Here is an 18591-nt window from a genome sequence, read left to right on the forward strand (position 1 = left end):
TCGCTTCTCCCTCAGGCCCCGTAGTTGTTGTCGAGCAGTTCGAAGAGTTCGTCGGCGGTGGCGGTGTCGACGGCGGGTCCGCCGTCCGCCCCGCCGCCGTCCTGCGGCAGCCGGTCGTTCCAGGCGCGCAGCAGGTCCCGCAGGCGGGTGCCGATCGCGTCGGCGCCCGGTGTGTCGGGCCCGGCGGCGGCCAGCGCGGCGGCGAGCCCGTCCAGGTGTTCGTGGACGGGGCGGTCCGGCCGGTCCGGTGCGGAGGCCGCGCACAGCCGCTGGTGGAGATGGTCGGCGAGGGCGGCGGGCGTGGGGTGGTCGAAGACCGCGGTGGGCGAGATCCGCAGCCCGGTCGCCTCCCCTAGCCGGTTGCGGAACGTCACGGCGAGCATCGAGTCGAACCCCACGGCGGTGAACGGCCGCCGGGCCTCCACGGCCGCGCGGCCGGAGTGGCCGAGCACGGCCGCGGCGTGCGCGGTGACCAGGTCGAGGACGGCGCGGCGCCGGTCGGCCCCGTCCAAGGGGGCGAGCCGGACGGCGAGTTCGGCCGCGGGGTCGCCGTTCGGCACGGGCGCGGGGGCCTGCGCGGGTGCGGTGGCGGCGACGGCAGCGGTCCGGCCCGGTGTGGCGAGCCAGTAGCGCTCGTGCTGGAAGGCGTAGGTGGGCAGGGGGACGTGGGCGTGGGCGGGCCGGGGCAGGGCGGCGGCCCAGTCGAGGGGCGCGCCGTGGGTCCAGGCCTCGGCGAGGGCGGTGAGCAGCCGGTCGGTGCCGCCGTCGTCGCGGCGCAGCGTGCCGACGGCGGCGACGGGCCGCTCCGCGCGCTCGGCGGTCCCGGTGAGGGCGGCGGTCAGGACGGGGTGCGGGCTCGCCTCGACGAACAGGTCGTGGCCTGCGGCGAGCAGGGTCTCGGTGGTGCGGGCGAACTCGACCGGCTCGCGCAGGTTGCGGTACCAGTAGTCGGCGTCGAGGGCGGTGCCGTCGACGACGTCGCCGGTCACGGTGGAGTAGAGCGGGATGTGCGAGGGCCGGGGCCGCACTCCGGCGAGGGCGGTGCGCAGCGCGTCGCCCACGTCGGCGACCTGGGCGGAGTGCGCCGCGTAGTCGACGGGCAGCCGCCGGGCCCGTACGCCCGCCTGCTCGCAGTCGGCCTGCAGGCCGGTCAGCGCGTCGGGCGCGCCCGCGACGACGACGGCCCCCGGTCCGTTGACGGCGGCCACGCCGATCCGCCCGTCGTAGGGCAGCAGCAGTTCCCGTACGTGCGCTTCGGGGGCGGCGAGCGAGACCATGCCGCCGCGGCCCGCGAGCCGCCGCAGCTCCCGGCTGCGCAGGGCGACGACCAGGGCGGCGTCCTCCAGGGTGAGCGCCCCGGCCACACAGGCCGCGGCGATCTCGCCCTGGGAGTGCCCCACCACGGCCGCGGGCTCGACGCCGTACGAGCGCCACACCTCCGCCAGCGACACCATGACGGCGAACAGCACCGGCTGCACCACGTCCACGCGCTCCAGCGGCGGCGCCTCGGGGGCTTCCTTCAGTACGTCCAGGAGCGACCAGTCCGTGTGCGGGGCGAGGGCCTGGGCACATGCGGTGATCCGCGCGGCGAACTCCGGTGAGGTGTCGAGGAGTTCGCGCGCCATGCCGGGCCACTGCGAGCCCTGGCCGGGGAAGACGAACACGGTCCGGGCCTCTCCGGCGCGGCCGGTGGCGACGCCGGGCGCGGGCGCCCCGTCGGCCAGTGCCGCGAGCGCGGCGAGGAGTTCGTCCCGGGTGCGCCCGGTCACGGCGGCGCGGTGCGGGAACGCGGTGCGCGTGGTGGCGAGCGCGTGGGCGAGGTCCGCGAGGGGCAGGGCGGGGGCGGCTTCGGCGTGCTCGCGCAGGCGGCGGGCCTGGGCGCGCAGGGCGGGCGCGGAGGCGGCCGACAGGGGCAGCGCGACGGTGTCGGTGGCGATCGGGGCGACGGCGGGGGCCGTGGCGGCGGGCTCCGGCAGCGGCGGCTCGTCCGGGGCCTGTTCGAGCACCGCGTGGGCGTTGGTGCCGCTCATGCCGAAGGAGGACACTCCCGCGCGGCGCGGGCGGCCGGTGTCGTCCCACGGGCGGGCCTCGGTGAGCAGGCGCACCGCTCCCCGGGACCAGTCGGCCTCGGCGGTGGGCGTGTCCACGTGGAGGGTGCGGGGCAGCAGGCCGTGGCGCAGGGCCATGACCGTCTTGATGACCCCGGCGACGCCCGCGGCGGCCTGGGTGTGGCCGATGTTGGACTTGAGCGAGCCGAGCCACAACGGCCGTTCGGCGGGCCGGTCCCGGCCGTAGACGGCGAGCAGGGACTGTGCCTCGATGGGGTCGCCGAGGACGGTGCCGGTGCCGTGCGCCTCGACGAGGTCGACGTCGGCCCCGGTGAGCCCGGCGGCGGCGAGCGCCCGGCGCAGGACGCGCTCCTGGGCGGGGCCGCTCGGCGCGGTCAGGCCGTTGCTCGCGCCGTCCTGGTTGACCGCCGAGCCCCGGACGACGGCGAGGACGGGGTGGCCCCGGCGGCGGGCCTCCGAGAGCCGCTCGACCACGAGCATGCCGACGCCCTCGCCCCAGCCGGTGCCGTCCGCGGCGGCGGCGAAGGACTTGCAGCGGCCGTCGGGCGCGAGGCCGCGCTGGCGGCTGAACTCCACGAACACGTCGGGCGATGCCATCACGGCCGCGCCGCCGACGAGCGCGAAGGAGCACTCCCCCGCGCGCAGCGCCTGCCCGGCCAGGTGCAGGGCGACCAGGGACGAGGAGCAGGCGGTCTCGACGGTGACGGCGGGGCCCTCGGTGCCGAGGGTGTAGGCGATGCGGCCGGAGGCGACGCTCGTGACCGTGCCGCTGAGCAGATGCCCCTCGACGGCGGCGGCCGGGTCCTGCGGGCCGGTGCCGTACCCCTGGGCGGCCACACCGAGGTAGACGCCGCCCTGGCTGCCGCGTACCGAGCCCGGGTCGATGCCCGCGCGCTCCAGGGCCTCCCAGGCGGTCTCCAGGAGGAGGCGCTGCTGGGGGTCCATGGCGAGGGCCTCACGCGGCGAGATCCCGAAGAAGCCCGCGTCGAAGTCCCCGGCGCCGTCGAGGAATCCGCCGCCCGTGGTGTAGAAGGTGCCCTCGCGCTCGGGGTCCGGGTCGTAGAGGTCGTCCAGCGGCCAGCCACGGTCGGCGGGCAGCGGGCCGACGGCGTCGCGCTCGCCCGTGACGAGGTCCCACAGGTCCTCCGGGCCGCGTACGCCGCCGGGGAAGCGGCACGCCATCCCGATGACCGCCAACGGCTCGTCGGTGGCGGCGGGCCGCGCGGGCTCGCCCTGCGGTGCGGGGGCGGCGCCGGTCAGTTCGGCGTGCAGGTGGCCGCCGAGCGCGGTGGCCGTGGGGTGGTCGAAGACGGTGCTGGCCGGCAGGGTCAGACCGGTGGCGGCGGCCAGCCGGTTGCGCAGTTCGACGGCGGTGAGCGAGTCGAAGCCGATGTCGTGGAAGGGCCGGGCGGCCGCGACGGCCACCGCCGAGTCGTGGCCGAGGACGGCGGCCGCCTCGGCGCGTACGAGGTCGGTGAGCGCGCGCGGTCGCTCGGCGTGGGGCAGCGCGGCGAGCCGGTCGCGCCAGCGGGCGGCGGTGTCGGTCACCGTGTCGTCCGCGGCCGGGCCCGGCTCCGTGGCGGCGTCGGGGAGTTCGGCGAGCAGCGCGCTGTCCCGGCTCGACCGGAAGGCCGGGGCGAAGCGCGGCCAGTCCATGTCGGCGACGACGGTGCCGCTGTCGTCGCGCTCCAGGGCTCGCCACAGCGCGTCGAGCGCCGCTTCGGGCGCCATCGGGACCAGGCCGAGGCGGCGCAGGCCCGCGCCGGTCGCGCCGTGCGCCATGCCCGCCCCCGCCCAGGGCCCCCAGGCCACGCCGACCGCCGCGCGGCCGTCCGCGCGCCGCCGCTCGGCGAGGGCGTCCAGGTGAGCGTTGGCGGCCGCGTAGGTGGCCTGGCCCGCGCTGCCCCAGGTGGCGGAGACCGACGAGAACAGCACGAACGCGTCCAGCGCCCCGCCGAGCAGGTCGTCCAGGTGGACGGCGCCGCGCACCTTGGCGGCGGTCTCCTCGGCGAGCAGCGCCGGGGTGCAGTCCGCGACGCGGGTGTCGGAGGTGACGCCCGCGGCGTGGAAGACGGCCCGTACGGCGTCGCCGTCGGCGGCGAGCCGGTCGAGCAGCTCCGCGAGCGCGTCCCGGTCGGCCACGTCGCAGGCCGCCACGGTGACCCGGGCACCCAAGGCCTCGATGTCCGCGGCGAGTTCGGCGGCGCCGGGCGCCTGCGGGCCACGACGGCTCGTCAGGACGAGGTGCTCGGCGCCGTCGCGGGCGAGCCGCCGGGCGACGTGCGCGCCGAGACCGCCGGTGCCGCCGGTGACGAGGACGGTGCCGCGCGCGGACCACACGGGCTCGCCGCCGTCCGCCGTACGAGCGTCATGGGCTGCCGTACGGGAGTCGTGCGCCGGTGCCCGCGCGGCCCGGAGGAGGCGGCGCCCGTGAAGGCCGTCCGCGCGGAGGGCCACCTGGTCCTCGGCGCAGCCGCCGTCGGTGCGTACGGATCCGGACAGCAGGGCGCACAGGCGGCGCAGCGACGCGGCGTCGGGCCGCTCCGCCAGGTCCGCCAATCCGCCCCAGCGGCCCGGGTGTTCGAGGGCCGCGACCCGGCCGAGGCCCCAGACCTGGGCCTGCTCGGGGCGGTCCGGGCCCCGGCCGTCCACGGCGACGGCGCCGGTGGTGACGCACCACAGCGGGGCGTCGGCGCCCGCGTCGCCGAGGGCCTGGACGAGCAGCAGGGTGGCCTCGGTCCCCCCGGCGGGAGCGGTGGCGAGCAGCGACAGGACGCCGTTCGCTCCGGCCGGTACGAGCGCGGCGAGCCCGGCCCGGTCCGTGCCGTGCGGGACGGTGAGGACGGACACGGCGGCGCCATGCTCGGCGAGCGTGCCCCGGCAGGCGTCGGTGAGCGGCAGGCTCGCGGCGGCCTCCGGCACGACGAGCAGCCAGGTGCCGGTGAGGGCGGGCGTGGCGGCCGGTTCGGGCAGGGCGCGCCAGGCCACGCGGTAGGTCCAGGTGTCCGCCGCGTCGACGGCCTGGGCGGGGCGCGGGGCCGGCCAGTACCTGCGGTGCCGGAACGGGTAGGTGGGCAGGTCGTCGAGGCGGGGCAGCCGGTCGGGGCAGCCCGCGGACCAGTCGACGGCCGCGCCCCGGACGTGCAGCGCGGCGAGGGCGCCCGTGACCGACGCGGCCTCGTCCCTGCCGTCGCGCAGCAGCGGCACCGCGCGGCAGTCGTCGCCGTCGGTACGGCACGCCTCGACGAGGCCGGACAGGACGCCGCCCGTGCCGAGTTCGAGGCAGCTGGTGGCGGACTCGGCGAGCAGGGTGCGGGCGCCGTCGAGGAAGCGGACGGTGCCGCGCACGTGCCGCACCCAGTACTCCGGGTCGCACAGGTCGTCGGCGGTGGCGCGCGCACCGGTGAGGTTCGAGATCACGGGGACGCGCGGCGGCGCGTACGTCATCTGCCGGGCCACGGCCCGGAAGGCGTCGAGCATGCCGTCCACGCGCGCCGAGTGGAAGGCGTGGCTGACGGCGAGCTCCTTGGTGCGGCGGCCGCGCGCCCGGAAGGACTCGGCCAGGCGCAGCACGGGGGCGCGGTCGCCGGACAGGACGGTGGCGCGCGGCCCGTTGACGGCCGCGACGCAGACGCCCGGCTCCCCGGCTTCGGCGAGCAGGGCGCGCACCTCGTCCTCGTCGGCCTCGACGGCCGCCATGGCGCCGCCGCCGGGAAGGGCGTCCATGAGCCTGCCGCGCGCGGCGACCAGGGCGCAGGCGTCCGGCAGGTCGAGGACCCCGGCCACGTGGGCGGCGGCGAGCTCGCCGACGGAGTGGCCGAGCAGCAGGTCGGGCCGCACGCCCCAGTGCTCCGTGAGCCGGAACAGCGCGACCTGGAGGGCGAACAGCGCGGGCTGGGTGCACCCGGTGCGGTCGATGAGCGCCGCCGCGTCGGTGCCGGGCGCGGCGAACATGACGTCGCGCAGCGGCAGTTCGAGTTCCGGCGAGAGGTGCGGGGCCAGGTGCGTGAGGACGGCGTCGAGCGCGTCGGCGAAGACCGGTTCGCGCCGGTACAGCTCGGCGCCCGCGCCCGCCCGCTGACTGCCCTGCCCCGGGAAGAGGAAGGCCGTGCGCCCTGCCCCGTCCGTGTGCCCGGTGACGAGCCGCCCGGAGGAGTTCCCCTCGGCCAGCGCGGCGAGGGCGGCGAGCACCGCGTCGGGGTCCCGGCCGAGGACGGCGGCGCGGTGGTCGAGCGCGGCGCGTCGGGTGGCGAGGGCGTGGGCCGTGCCGGCGAGGGTGCCGGGGCCGGGCCCCTCGTCCGGCGGCCGGTGGCCCGGCCGGTGGCCGCTGAGGTACGTCCGCAGCCGCGCGGCCTGCGCGCGCAGGGCGTCCGGCGTACGGGCGGAGAGGAGCAGCGGGACGGCGACACCGGTGCGGGGGGCGTCGGGGCGGGTGGGGTCGGGGCGGGTGGAGTCGGGGCCGGACGCGTCGGCGCGGGTGGCTTCGGCGTCGAGGGCGTCCGGCGTGCCCACCGCTCCCGGGGCGTCGGCGGGCGGTGCCTGCTCCACGATCACGTGGGCGTTGGTGCCGCTGATGCCGAACGAGGAGACCCCGGCCCGGCGCGGCTCGCCCGTCTCCGGCCACGGGGTGCGCCCGGTCAGGAGGCGTACGCTACCCGTGGACCAGTCGACGTGCGGGTTCGGCTCCTCGGCGTGGAGCGTGCCGGGCAGCTCCCCGGCGTCGAGGGCGAGCACCATCTTCATCAGCCCGGCCACTCCCGCGGCGGCCTGGGTGTGCCCGATGTTGGACTTGACCGAGCCGAGCCACAGCGGCCGTCCGGCGGGCCGCCCCGCGTGGACGGCCTGGAGCGCCTGGGCCTCGATCGGGTCGCCGAGCACGGTGCCGGTGCCGTGGGCCTCCACGGCGTCCACCTGGTCGGCGCGGAGCCCCGCGTCGGCGAGCGCGGCCCGGATGACGTCCTGCTGGGCGGGGCCGTTCGGGGCGGTCAGGCCGTTGCTGGCGCCGTCCTGGTTGACGGCCGAGCCGCGGAGCACGGCGAGGACGGGGTGGCCGTTGCGGCGGGCGTCGGAGAGGCGTTCCAGGAGCAGGACTCCGGCACCCTCGCCCCAGGAGGTGCCGTCGGCGCCCGCCCCGAAGGCCTTGCAGCGGCCGTCGCGGGCGAGGCCGCGCTGACGGCTGAACTCGACGAAGAGCCGGGGCGTGCTCATCACCGTGACACCGCCCGCGAAGGCCTGCTCGCAGTCGCCGCGCCGCAGCGCCTGCGCGGCGAGGTGCACGGCGACGAGCGACGAGGAGCACGCCGTGTCCACGGTGAGGGCGGGGCCTTCGAGGCCGAGGACGTAGGCGACGCGGCCGGACAGCACGCTGGCCGTGTTCCCGGTGAGGAGGTGGCCCTCGGACACCTCGGGGTCCGCTCCGGCGAGGCCCATGTAGTCCTGCCCGTTGGTCCCCACGAACACGCCGACGCGGCGGCCGCGCAGCGCCTCGGGGTCCTGTCCCGCGCGCTCCAGGGCCTCCCAGGAGGTCTCCAGGAGGAGGCGCTGCTGCGGGTCCATGGCGAGGGCCTCGCGCGGCGAGATCCCGAAGAACTCGGCGTCGAACCCGGCGGCGTCCGTGACGAACGCGCCCTGCGTGCAGTACGTGGTGCCCGCCCGGTCCGGATCCGGGTCGTAGAGCCCGGCCGCGTCCCAGCCCCGGTCCGCGGGCCAGTCCGTGACCGCGTCCCGGCCCTCGGCGAGCAGCCGCCACAGGTCGGCGGGGCGCTCGACACCGCCGGGGAACCGGCAGCCCATGCCGACGATCGCGATGGGCTCCGCGTCGTACGCGGGCGGCGCGCCGCCCGGATCCCGGGCGTCGTCGGTCCCGCTTTCCGCGCCCGCCCCTCCGAGTTCGCCCAGGAGGTGGGCGGCGAGGACGGCCGGGGTGGGCCGGTCGAAGAGCACGGTGGCGGGCAGGCGCACCCCGGTGGCCGCCGCCAGGCGGTTGCGCAGCTCGACCGCCGTGAGGGAGTCGAACCCCATGTCGTTGAAGGCCCGTTCGGGCCGTACGGCGTCGGGGGTGGGGTGCCGCAGGACCGCCGCGGCGTGCGTACGGACGAGGTCGGTGACGAACCTGTCGCGCTCGGCGGCGGGCACGGCGGCGAGCCGGTCGCGCAGCGTCCCGTCGGCGGCGCCGGGCGCGCGCTCGCCGTCGTCGCCGTCCCGGCCGGTGTACGCGCCGAGCAGCGCGGTCGCGCGCAGTCCCGTGGCGGCGGCGAAGCGCCGCCAGTCCGCGTCGGCGACGACCACGTGCCCGTCGTCCTCGGCCAGGGCGCGGCCGATGGCCGTCACGGCCGCCGCGGGGTCCATGGAGGGCAGGCCCCGGTCCCGGAGGCGTCCGGCGACGCCGTCGTCGAGCATGCCTTCGCCCGCGGCCCAGGCGCCCCAGGCGAGGGCCGTGCCGGGCAGGCCGGCCGCGCGCCGGGCGGCGACGAGGGACTCCAACGCCGCGTTCGCCGCAGCGTAGTTTCCCTGCCCGGCGTTGCCGACGACGCCCATCACGGAGGTGAAGACGACGAAGGCGGAGAGGTCCAGGCCCGCGGTCGCCTCGTGCAGCACGCGGGCGGCGGTCGTCTTGGCGCGCAGCGACACGGCGAGCCGCGCGGGGGTGAGGGCGTCGAGCATGCCGTCGTCGAGGACGCCCGCCGCGTGCACGACCGCGGTCAGCGGACGGTCCTTGGGCAGCGCGCCGAGCAGGGCCGCCACCTGGCCGGGGTCCGCGACGTCGCACGCCGCGACCGTCACCGCGGCGCCCGCGTCGGCCAGTTCGGCCCGCAGCGCGGCGGCCCCGGGCGCCTGCGGCCCGCGCCTGCTGACGAGCAGCAGCTGTCCGGCGCCCTGCGCGGCCAGCCAGCGCGCCACATGGGCGCCGACGCCTCCGGTGCCTCCGGTGATCAGTACGGTGCCGCTCCCGAAGCCCTCCTCGACGGCGAGGGCGCCGCCGCGCGTGACGGGCGCGGGCCGCAGCCGACGGCCGTGCACCCCGGTCGAGCGGACCGCGACCTGGTCCTCGTCGGTCACCGCCGCCAGGACGGCGCACAGCCGTCGCAGGGCCCGCTCGTCCGGATCCACGGGCAGGTCGGCCAACCCGCCCCAGCGGTCGGGATGTTCGAGAGCGACACACCGGCCGAGACCGGCGACGGCCGCGTACGCGGAAGGGCCCGGCCGCTCCCCCGTGCCGACCACGGCCGTGCCCCGGGTCACGCACCACAGCGGGGCGTCGATCCCGGCGTCGCCGAGCGCCTGCACGAGCGCGAGGGTGAGGGCGAGCCCGCCGGGCAGGTCGGCGTGGTCGGGGTGCGGGCGGCGCTCGTCCGCGAGCAGGGAAAGGACTCCGGCGACGGGCCGCTCCGCCACGGCGTCCGCGAGCGCGGAGGCCAGCCCGGCGCGGCCCTGTCCGGGCCCTTCGGCAGTGACCACGGCGAGGTCGAGCCCGAGCGCGCGGAGCCCGCGCAGGATGTCGTCGGCGGCCCCTGCTCCGGGTCCTGCTGCGCCTTCTGCTCCTTCTGCTCCTTCCGCGTACGCGGCTTCTTCGGAGCACGCGACTTCGGGGCACACCACGAGCCAGCGCCCCTCGGGCACCGCAGCGGGCGGCAGTTCGAGGGGCTCCCATGCCACGCGGTGGCGCCACGCGTCGACGCTCCGCTCCCGCGTCCGCTCGGCCCGCCACGCCGAGAGCGCGGGCAACACCTCGTCCAGGGCCTGCGGGGTCACCTTCAGCGTCTCCGCGAGCCGGGCGGGCTCCTCGCGTACGAGGGATTCCCAGAGGCCGTCCGCATCGGGCGCCGGGGCCGCACTCTCCTGAGGACCCAGCCAGAAGCGCTCACGCTGGAACGGGTAGGTGGGCAGCTCGACGCGGGTGGCACCGGTCCCCTCGAACAGCGGCGCCCAGTCCACGGAAAGGCCGTGGACATGAGCCTGCCCGAGCGCCAGGAGCATGCGCTCCAGACCACCCTGGTCCCGGCGCAAGGTCCCCAGCACCACCGCGGTGCTCTCGGCCGACTCCAGGGTCGCCTCGACCGCCATCGTCAGGACGGGGTGCGGGCTGACCTCCACATACGCGCCGAAACCCTGCTCCGCCAGGGATCGGATGGCGGGCTCGAAGGCCACCGTGCGACGCAGGTTGGTGTACCAGTACCCGGCATCCATCACCGAGGTGTCCAGCCACTCACCCGTCACCGTGGAGTACAGGGGGATGTCACCGGCAACCGGCGAGATCCCCTCCAGCGCCTCCAGGAGCTCGGCCTCGATGCGCTCCACATGGGCCGAATGGGAGGCGTAGTCCACATCGATACGACGCGCCCGAACACCCTCGGCCTCGCAGCCTTCCAGGAGCTCGTCCAGGGCGTCGGTGTCACCGGACACCACCACTGCCGAGGGGCCGTTGACCGCCGCCACCGACAACCGCCCACCCCATGCAGCGAGGCGTTCTTCCACCTCGGCCGACGACAGGGCCAGCGACACCATCCCCCCGCTCCCCGCAAGCCGCACGATCGCACGGCTGCGCAACGCCACCACCCGCGCCCCGTCCTCCAAAGACAGCCCACCAGCCACCACCGCCGCAGCGATCTCCCCCTGCGAATGCCCCACCACCGCATCCGCCACCACACCAAACACCCGCCACCACCGCGCCAACGACACCATCACCGCGAACAACACCGGCTGCACCACATCCACCCGCTCAAATCCCACACCCGAACGCACCACCTCCACCAACGACCACTCCACATAAGGCCCCAACGCCGCCTCGCACTCCCCCATCAACCCCGCAAACACAGACGACTCATCCAGCAACTCACGCGCCATCCCCACCCACTGCGCCCCCTGCCCCGGGAACACAAACACCGTCCCCCCAGACACCGACACCCCACCCGACACCACACACGACGACGGCTCACCCACCACCAACGCCCGTACGCCATCCATCAGTTGCTCGCGGCCCTCAGCCACCACAACGGCTCTGCTCTCGAACCGCGAGCGCGTCGTGGCCAGCGACAGCGCGACATCACCAAGGCGTACGTCGTCCGCTCCGCACAGCTCAAGCAACCGCTCCGCCTGCGCCCGCAAGGCCTGCGGTGACCGCGCCGACACCACCCACGGCACCGGCCCACCCACCTCGGAAAGTCCGGCCGCCTCGGACTCCTGCGGCACCTCCTCCACGATCACGTGCGCGTTCGTGCCGCTGATTCCGAAGCCGGACACTCCGGCCCGTCGTGGCCGGTCGCTCTCGGGCCAGGGTGTCGGTTCGGTGAGGAGGCGGATGTCACCCGCGCTCCAGTCCACGTACGGTGTCGGCTCGGTGAGGTGGAGGGTCCGGGGCAGCAGGCCGTGGCGCATCGCCAGGACCATCTTCATGACGCCGCCGACACCCGCGGCGGCCTGGGTGTGGCCGATGTTGGACTTGAGGGAGCCCAGCCACAACGGCCGCTCCTCCAGACGCTCTTGACCGTACGTCGCCAGCAACGCCTGCGCCTCGATCGGATCACCCAAGCGCGTACCCGTGCCATGGGCCTCCACCGCGTCCACGTCCTTCGCCGACAACCCCGCATCCGCGAGCGCCGCACGAATGACCCGCTGCTGCGACGGACCGTTCGGAGCCGTCAGACCATTGCTCGCACCGTCCTGGTTCACCGCACTGCCCCGCACCACCGCGAGCACCGGATGACCGTGGCGACGAGCATCAGACAAACGCTCCAGGAGCAGTACGCCGACGCCCTCGGCGAGGCCGAAGCCGTCGGCCTGTGCGGAGAACGCCTTGCAGCGGCCGTCGGGGGCCAGGCCGCCCTGGCTGCTGAACTCCACGAACATGCCGGGCGTCGGCATCACCGTCGCGCCGCCCGCGAGCGCGAGCGCGCACTCGCCGCGCCGCAGCGACTGTACGGCGAGGTGCAGGGCGACCAGGGAGGAGGAGCAGGCCGTGTCGACGGTGACCGCGGCGCCTTCCAGACCGAGGGCGTAGGCGATGCGGCCGGAGGCGACGCTGCCGGTGTTGCCGGTGAGGAGGTGGCCGTTGCCGTCCGTCGCCTCGTGCAGGCGGGGGGCGTAGTCCATGGTCATCGCGCCGATGTAGACGCCGGTGCGGCTGCCGCGCAGCGTGTGCGGGTCGAACCCCGCGCGCTCCAGGGCCTCCCAGGAGGTCTCCAGGAGGAGCCGCTGCTGCGGGTCCATGACGAGCGCCTCGCGGGGCGAGATGCCGAAGAACTCGGCGTCGAAGCGGTCGGCCTCGTGCAGGAAGCCCGCCTCGCGCTGGTAGTGGCGGCCCGGTCCGGTGTCCTCCGGCGCGCAGGCGCCCGCGGTGTTCCAGCCCCGGTCGCCGGGGAACTCCGTCACGGCGTCGGTGCCGTCGGCGAGGAGGCGCCACAGCCGCTCGGGGGTGTCGGCGCCGCCGGGGAAGCGGCAGCCCATCGCGACGATCGCCACGGGGTCCTCGTCCGTGACCGTCGCGGGCTCCTCGGCGGGTGCTTCCTGCCGGGCACCGCCGAGGAGTTCGTCGCGCAGCGCCTCGGCGAGCGCGCGCGGTGTCGGATGGTCGAAGACGGCCGTCACGGGCAGCGACGCGGCGCCCGTGGCGGCGGTGACGCGGTTGCGGATCTCCACGGCGGTGACGGAGTCGAGGCCGAGGCCGGTGAAGGTGGCGTCGGGGTCGACGGGGCCCGGTTCGCCGAGCACGGCGGCGACTTCGTGGCCCACCAGACGCAGCAGTCGTTCGCGCTGCCCCGTGGCGGTGAGGGGGGCCAGTTCGTCGCGGAGGGCCGTGCGCGGGTCCTCGGTGCCGGTGTCGTCGGCCGCGTCCAGCAACTCCGCGGGGAGGTCCGCGGGCCGGGCGTCGAGCCCTTCACAGAGGGCTTCGGGGTCGGGGGCCGCGCCGCCGTGGACGTACATCTCGCCGAGCGCGGTGAGGAATTGGGTGCGGTCGCCGTGGCCGCGGCGGAGGGTGGCGCCGACGTGCGCCGTGACGCCGTGCTCGGCGGCGATCGCTTGGAGCGCGGTGGTGAGGACCGGGTGCGGGCTGATCTCCAGGAGGGTGTGGTGGCCGTCCCTGAGCAGGGCGGCGGCGGCCCGGTCGAAGCGGACGGTGCGGCGCAGGTTGCGGGCCCAGTAGGCGGCGTCCAGGGCCGGTTCGGGGAGGAGGTCGCCGGTGAGGCCCGAGTAGTACGGCAGCTGGGCGGGGAGCGGCCGGACGGGGGCGAGGTCGGCGTGGAGGCGGGGCACGATGGCGTCGATGTGCGGGGAGTGGGCGGCGAGCCCGACGGCGATGCGGCGCGCGTGCAGGCCCGCGGCGGTGAGCCGGGCGGTCAGCTCGGTGGCGGCTTCGGTGTCGCCGGACACGATCACGGAGCGCGGACCGTTGACGGCAGCAACCCCCACCTGGCCTTCATAGTCGGCGAGTTGGGCTTCCACGTCGGCGAGGGACGCCATCACGGAGACCATCTCGCCGCGCCCGGACAGGGTCGCCTGGGCCTGGCTCCACAGGGCGACGACACGGGCGCCGTCGTCGAGGGAGAGGGCGCCGCTGACGGCGGCCGCGGAGATCTCGCCGCAGCTGTGACCGAGCACCGCGGTGGGCTCCACGCCGTGGTCGCGCCAGAGTCCGGCCAGGCCGACGCCGACGGCGAACAGGGCGGGCTGGACGACGTCGGGCCGCTCCAGCGGGGGCGCGCCGTCGGCCGCGCGCAGCACGTCCATGAGGGGCCAGTCGACGAAGGGTTCGAGGGCCTGCGCGCAGGCGTCCACGCGCGCTCCGAACCGGGGTGCGGAGTCGAGGAGCCGTGCGGCCATGGCGGGCCACTGGGAGCCCTGTCCGGGGAAGACGAAGGCGATGCCGCCGCCGGGCCCGGCGGGCCCTTCGGTGAGGCCGGGGGCGCCGCGCCCGTCGGCGAGGGCGTCGAGGCGCTCCAGGAACGCGTCGCGGTCGCCCGCCACCAGGGCGGCACGCCGCCCGGTGGCGGTCGCGGCGCGGGCGAGGGTGAGGCCGACGTCCGCCGGGCTCCACTCCGGCAGGGCGCGCAGGTGGTCGCGCAACCGCCGCGCCTGTGCCGTCAGGGCGCCCCGCCGTGCGGCGGACAGGGCCCACAGGAGGGAGGTCCCGGCAGGGGACTCGGGCACGTTCACGCCATGGCTCCTCAGGACGTACGGGACAGGGACGGCGGGGCGCGCGCCGGTGCGGCACGGCCGTGCGGGGGCCCGCCGGGGCACGGCGGATCCACACGCCCGGGCACGGGCACGGCGCGCGGGCACCTCAGCGGACGAAGGCGGGGTGAGGGGGTGGGGGGCGGTCGGGGCGCTGCGTCAGTACAGGCCCTCGGGAGCGGAGTTGGTGACCTGGAGCGGACGGACGTCGGCGACGCCGTCGCAGGGCCACTGGCTGTCGGTGTGCCGTACGGCCTGGTCGCGTTCCAGGACGTTCGGCAGGAAGAGGTCGTCGTGCAGGACGGTCAGGCGGACCTGTCCGCCCGCGCCGGGCGCGACGACGTCCCGCCAGTCGTCCTTGCGCACGACGGCCATCGTCACCTGCGGGTAGTTCGGCATGTACGGGATCGAGCCGCCGTCGTCCGGTACGCCGAGGCAGGCGGCGTTGCCGAGGGTGTTGCCGTAACTGATGCCGCAGAGGCCGCCGTTGAGGGCGGTGCGGAAGTCGCGGTACATGGCGGTGTTGATCTGGGTGCCGCTCAGACGCACTCCGGCGAGGGCGCCGACGCGCTCGGGGGCGCGCCGGCACAGGGCCGCGAAGAGTGCGGGGGTGGTGTTGACGTAGTCGACGGCGCCTTGGTCCAGGACGTCCACGACCTGGTCGAGGAGGTGGTCGGTGTACCGCTGGACGTCGGCCATGCGGCCTTCGCGGATGAGGCGTTTCACCCAGCGGGGGTCCATGTCGATGGCGTACACCCGGCCCGCGTACAGGTCGGCGACCTCCCAGACGCCGTGCCCGATGAGGTGCGGCCCGGTGGGTGTCGCCTGGAGCCAGGCGCGGCCGGGCGCGAAGCCTTCGTGGACGAAGGACCAGCGGCGCCAGAGCGCGCGGTGGCGGATCATGGCGGGGGTGTAGAAGACGCGGCAGGGCGTGCCGGTGGTGCCGCCGGTGTCCCAGACGCGCCCGGCGAGCGGCCGGGGCACGGAGCGCGGCACGAGGTCCGCGGGGTCCAGGGTGCGCAGTTCCGCGAGGGGGAAGGGCCCGAAGGCCGTGAGGTCCTCGTAGCGCGTGATGTCGAGCGGCTCGAAGTCGAGCCGCTCACGGCGGCGCAGCCAGTACGGGCTGCCGTGGTCGGGGTGGAAGGTGCGCCGGACGACTCTGCGGGTCCATTCGTCCCTGTCGATGCCGAGCCACTGCTGGACGACTAAATCGGGGTCGACTTCGCACGGTTGTTCCCGCACGCCTCCTTGTACGGCCGCCCACATATCAGACTCCCTGCATGTCGGAGCCGACGAAGGAGAATTCGATCCCCAAGTCGTAGGCCTGACTGACGGCGAGTCGAATATGGTCCGTTGATTCCACGTGAACCACGGGGAACGGGAAGGCGAGGACGCCTTCAGGAATGGATGGGCCCACTACGACGCCCAGGCGCACATTGCGCTCCCACATGCCTTCGTAGACGTCGACGAGGCTGATCGGGTCCGTGGAATTCCGCTCGAACATATGACGCACGTCGTCCGCTGTTTTCAGTTCTCGGCGCTCCAGACAGGAGAGCAGCGGAATACGGGGGGCGGTGAACGGCATCTCCGCCAGATGAGGCGAGATGAAGTCACGGAAGGGCCTGCGCAGCGGAGAGTGGACACCAATGACGCGATCGGGCAGCGGCACGATCGCGCCGGGCGGAGCGTCGGCGGCCAATTCCTCGACGGCCGTACGGTGCCCGGCGAGCATCATGATGCGCTGCGACCCGTCGGCGACGGGGCCGAAGTCACCGGCCAGGTAGAGGTGTTCGCGCCCGCGCCAGGGCCACGCGGACCCCGCGTCCTCGGCGGGCACAAAGGCGAGAGCCATGCCCTCTTCGGGGTCCGAGGGCCGTGGACCTGGGGCATCCGCCGTCCGGGCCAGCATCGTGAACAGGGATCTGCGGTCCAGTCCCCCGGCCAGACAGCTGGCCGTCATGGCTCCCAGGCTCAGGCCTCCGACCACGTCCGGGCGCAGTCCGGCCGCGGCGAGCAGGTCGTGCACGGCGACGGCGAGCGCCGCTTCGCGGATCGTCCCCGCGCTCTGCCGCGGCTCGCGCCCCTCAGGCAGTTCCGCGCGCAGGATCTGCTCGGGGGTCAGTCCGGTCCATTCGGATATCTCTTCGTACAGCGTCCGCATGGCAGCTGACGACTCGTACAGCTCGATTCCATGCGGTTCAGAACCCACACCGCCACCGAATAGGTACCCCAGAGCCATGCTTACTCCTGTTGCGCTTTGAACATCTCTTGCCGCATGCACTGCATGAATTCAGCACCCGATTCCCGCCATCGCCATGACCTTCGCAGGCCCGATGACGGAAATCCACAACACCCAAGGAATATGACAGACGCCACCATCAAGTGGCTCGATCTTCAAAATTTGAGAAACGAACCTCTTCGGCGGCGGGCAGATCGAAAGCCCCTGCCAAGGAATCGAGGGCCGCCCCGACGGGGCCGATGTGAACAGGGTCGCGATTAACGTATGAGGCAGCGACTTTAACACCGAGGCCACGGCGCCGAAAGGGCGCCTTTCAAATCCGGCCACAGCGCGCTTTTGACGCCACTCGGCAATGCGATGTGACAAACAAGCCAGCGACATCCGTTCCACGCGTCACCGCACGCACTCACCCGCCGCTGAAACAGCGGCCTCCACGGCATTCGGGGCTCCCGCCCGGGAGGCCGAAACCCGCCTCTGGCATGTGCTGCGCACAGTTGCCGAGTGCGTCTCGCGGCGCCCAGCGAGGCCGCTGGTCTATACCCACTGTCTCCACGAGGTGACGCAAAGCCACTTGCCCCGCGGCCGACGGCGCAGCGGCAGCGGGTGCGGTGGGCGCGGGCGCGGCCGAAGCGGGCGCGGCGGAGAGCGCGGAGGGCGGCGACCGCCTCGGCGAGGACGGCGCGAGCGAGCCGGTGCGGATCCTCGGCCTCCCCGACCCGGCGAACGCGCACCGCACCGGGCACCCCCTCGCCGGAGCGGTCGCCGCCCTCCGGTCCGGTGCGTGCGACACGGCCCTGGTCGGGGCCGACGGCGCCTTCGTCGAGCTCAGCCGCAGGGACGACGCCCGGACCGCGGCCTTCGCCTACCGGCTCGACCCCGACCACGCGCGGGCCGCCCCGAGCCCGGCGCTCGCCGAAGCCGCCGTGCGCGCGGGCCACCCCGGCCCGGCCGCACCGCCCCCGACGTGCCCGCCGTCCCGGTCGCCCTGTCGGCGCACAGCCCGGGCGCCCTGCGGGCACAGGCCGCCGACCTGCACGCGCTGCTCACCGCTGGGCCCGACCTGCCCGTCCTCGACCTCGCCCACTCCGCCACGGCCCGGCCCGCGCTCGCCCGCCGTGCCGCGCCGACCGGCGGCGACCGCACACGGCTCGCCGACGAACTGCTCGCCCTCAGCGAGGGCCGCTCCGTGGTGCCCGGCCCCGCGTCAACGGCGTCGGCGCTCCCGGCCGCGGACCCCACCGACGGCATCGCCTTCGGGTTCCCCGGGCACGGACCGCGGTGGCTGGGCATGGCCGACGAACTCCTCCCCGCTTCCCCGGTGTTCGCCGGTGTTCGCCGAGCACCTGCCCGCCTGCGCGGACGCCCGCACCCCTACGTGGACCGGCCCGTGCTCGACGTCCTGCGCGGCACCACGGACACACCCTCCCTCGACCGGCCGGACGTGGGGCAACCCGCGCTCCGGGTGACGAGCGCGTTCCTGGACGCGCTCGCCCACCACCGCAGGGCGGTGGGCCTGCGCCCCACATCGCCGGCATGGGGCCTGTGGGAGTCGGCAGCACGATGACCGGCGGCCTCGCGGACAGCGACGTGGCACGGATGTCCCGCTCCGGCATCACGGGCCTCACCGAGGAGGGGGCCTCGCCCTGTTCGAGTTCGGCTGCGCAGCGGGCCCGAGCCGGTGCACCCGCTGCTGCGCGGCCCCGTGCGCCCCGGGCCGCCCGGGCGGCGGGCCCAGGTGGCCGCGCTGCCGCCGGTCCCGCTCGCCACCGGCCCCGGCATCCCGCTGCTGTGCTTCCCGTCGACCACGGCGCCTTCGGGCCCGCACTACTTCTCCCGCTTCGCCCCCGTCCTCGCGGGACACCGGGACGTGACCCCACTGCCCCACCCCGGCTTCGGTGCCGGGAAGCCGCCGCCCGCGACCCGGAAGGCGGTGGTCCGCTTCCAGGCCGAGGCCGTGGAGCGGCAGGCGGGCGACCGGCCGTTCGTGCTCCTCGACACGTACATCGCGACGCACTCGTTCGAGAAGCGGCTCGAAGCGGCGCTGTCGGAGCGGATGCCCACCAGCCAGGCGTTCGACCTGCTGACCGGCGCGCAGATGACCGGACGGAGTGGTTC

4 protein-coding genes are annotated in these 18591 nt (G+C 75.6%); 1 reads left to right on the top strand and 3 read right to left on the bottom strand.

Annotation, left to right across the window (positions count from 1 at the left end; translation table 11 throughout):
• Positions 1-11: 11 nt before the first annotated feature.
• From MQV74_RS04785 to MQV74_RS04795, 3 genes are all read right to left on the bottom strand, one after another.
• On the bottom strand, positions 12-14219 hold the full coding sequence (locus MQV74_RS04785) for a type I polyketide synthase (protein WP_242714760.1): 14208 nt from the start codon (positions 14217-14219) through the stop codon (positions 12-14).
• 177 nt (positions 14220-14396) lie between these two features.
• Positions 14397-15479 carry an arylcarboxylate reductase gene (locus tag MQV74_RS04790; RefSeq protein ID WP_242714761.1) on the bottom strand — a complete coding sequence of 361 codons (1083 nt, stop codon included), beginning with the start codon at positions 15477-15479 and terminating at the stop codon, positions 14397-14399.
• A 25-nt stretch (positions 15480-15504) separates the two neighbouring features.
• Positions 15505-16476 (bottom strand): ACP S-malonyltransferase, encoded by a 972-nt coding sequence (locus tag MQV74_RS04795; protein ID WP_242714762.1) that lies wholly within the window; start codon positions 16474-16476, stop codon positions 15505-15507.
• Positions 16477-17440: 964 nt separating this feature from the next.
• Here MQV74_RS04795 and MQV74_RS04800 point away from each other — a divergent pair.
• Positions 17441-18040: a hypothetical protein gene (locus MQV74_RS04800; protein WP_242714763.1), complete on the top strand. Its 600-nt coding sequence runs from the start codon at positions 17441-17443 to the stop codon at positions 18038-18040.
• The last annotated feature ends 551 nt before the right edge of the window (positions 18041-18591 follow it).

It is taken from the genome of Streptomyces sp. AN091965, from assembly GCF_022698285.1.
GTDB lineage: Bacteria > Actinomycetota > Actinomycetes > Streptomycetales > Streptomycetaceae > Streptomyces.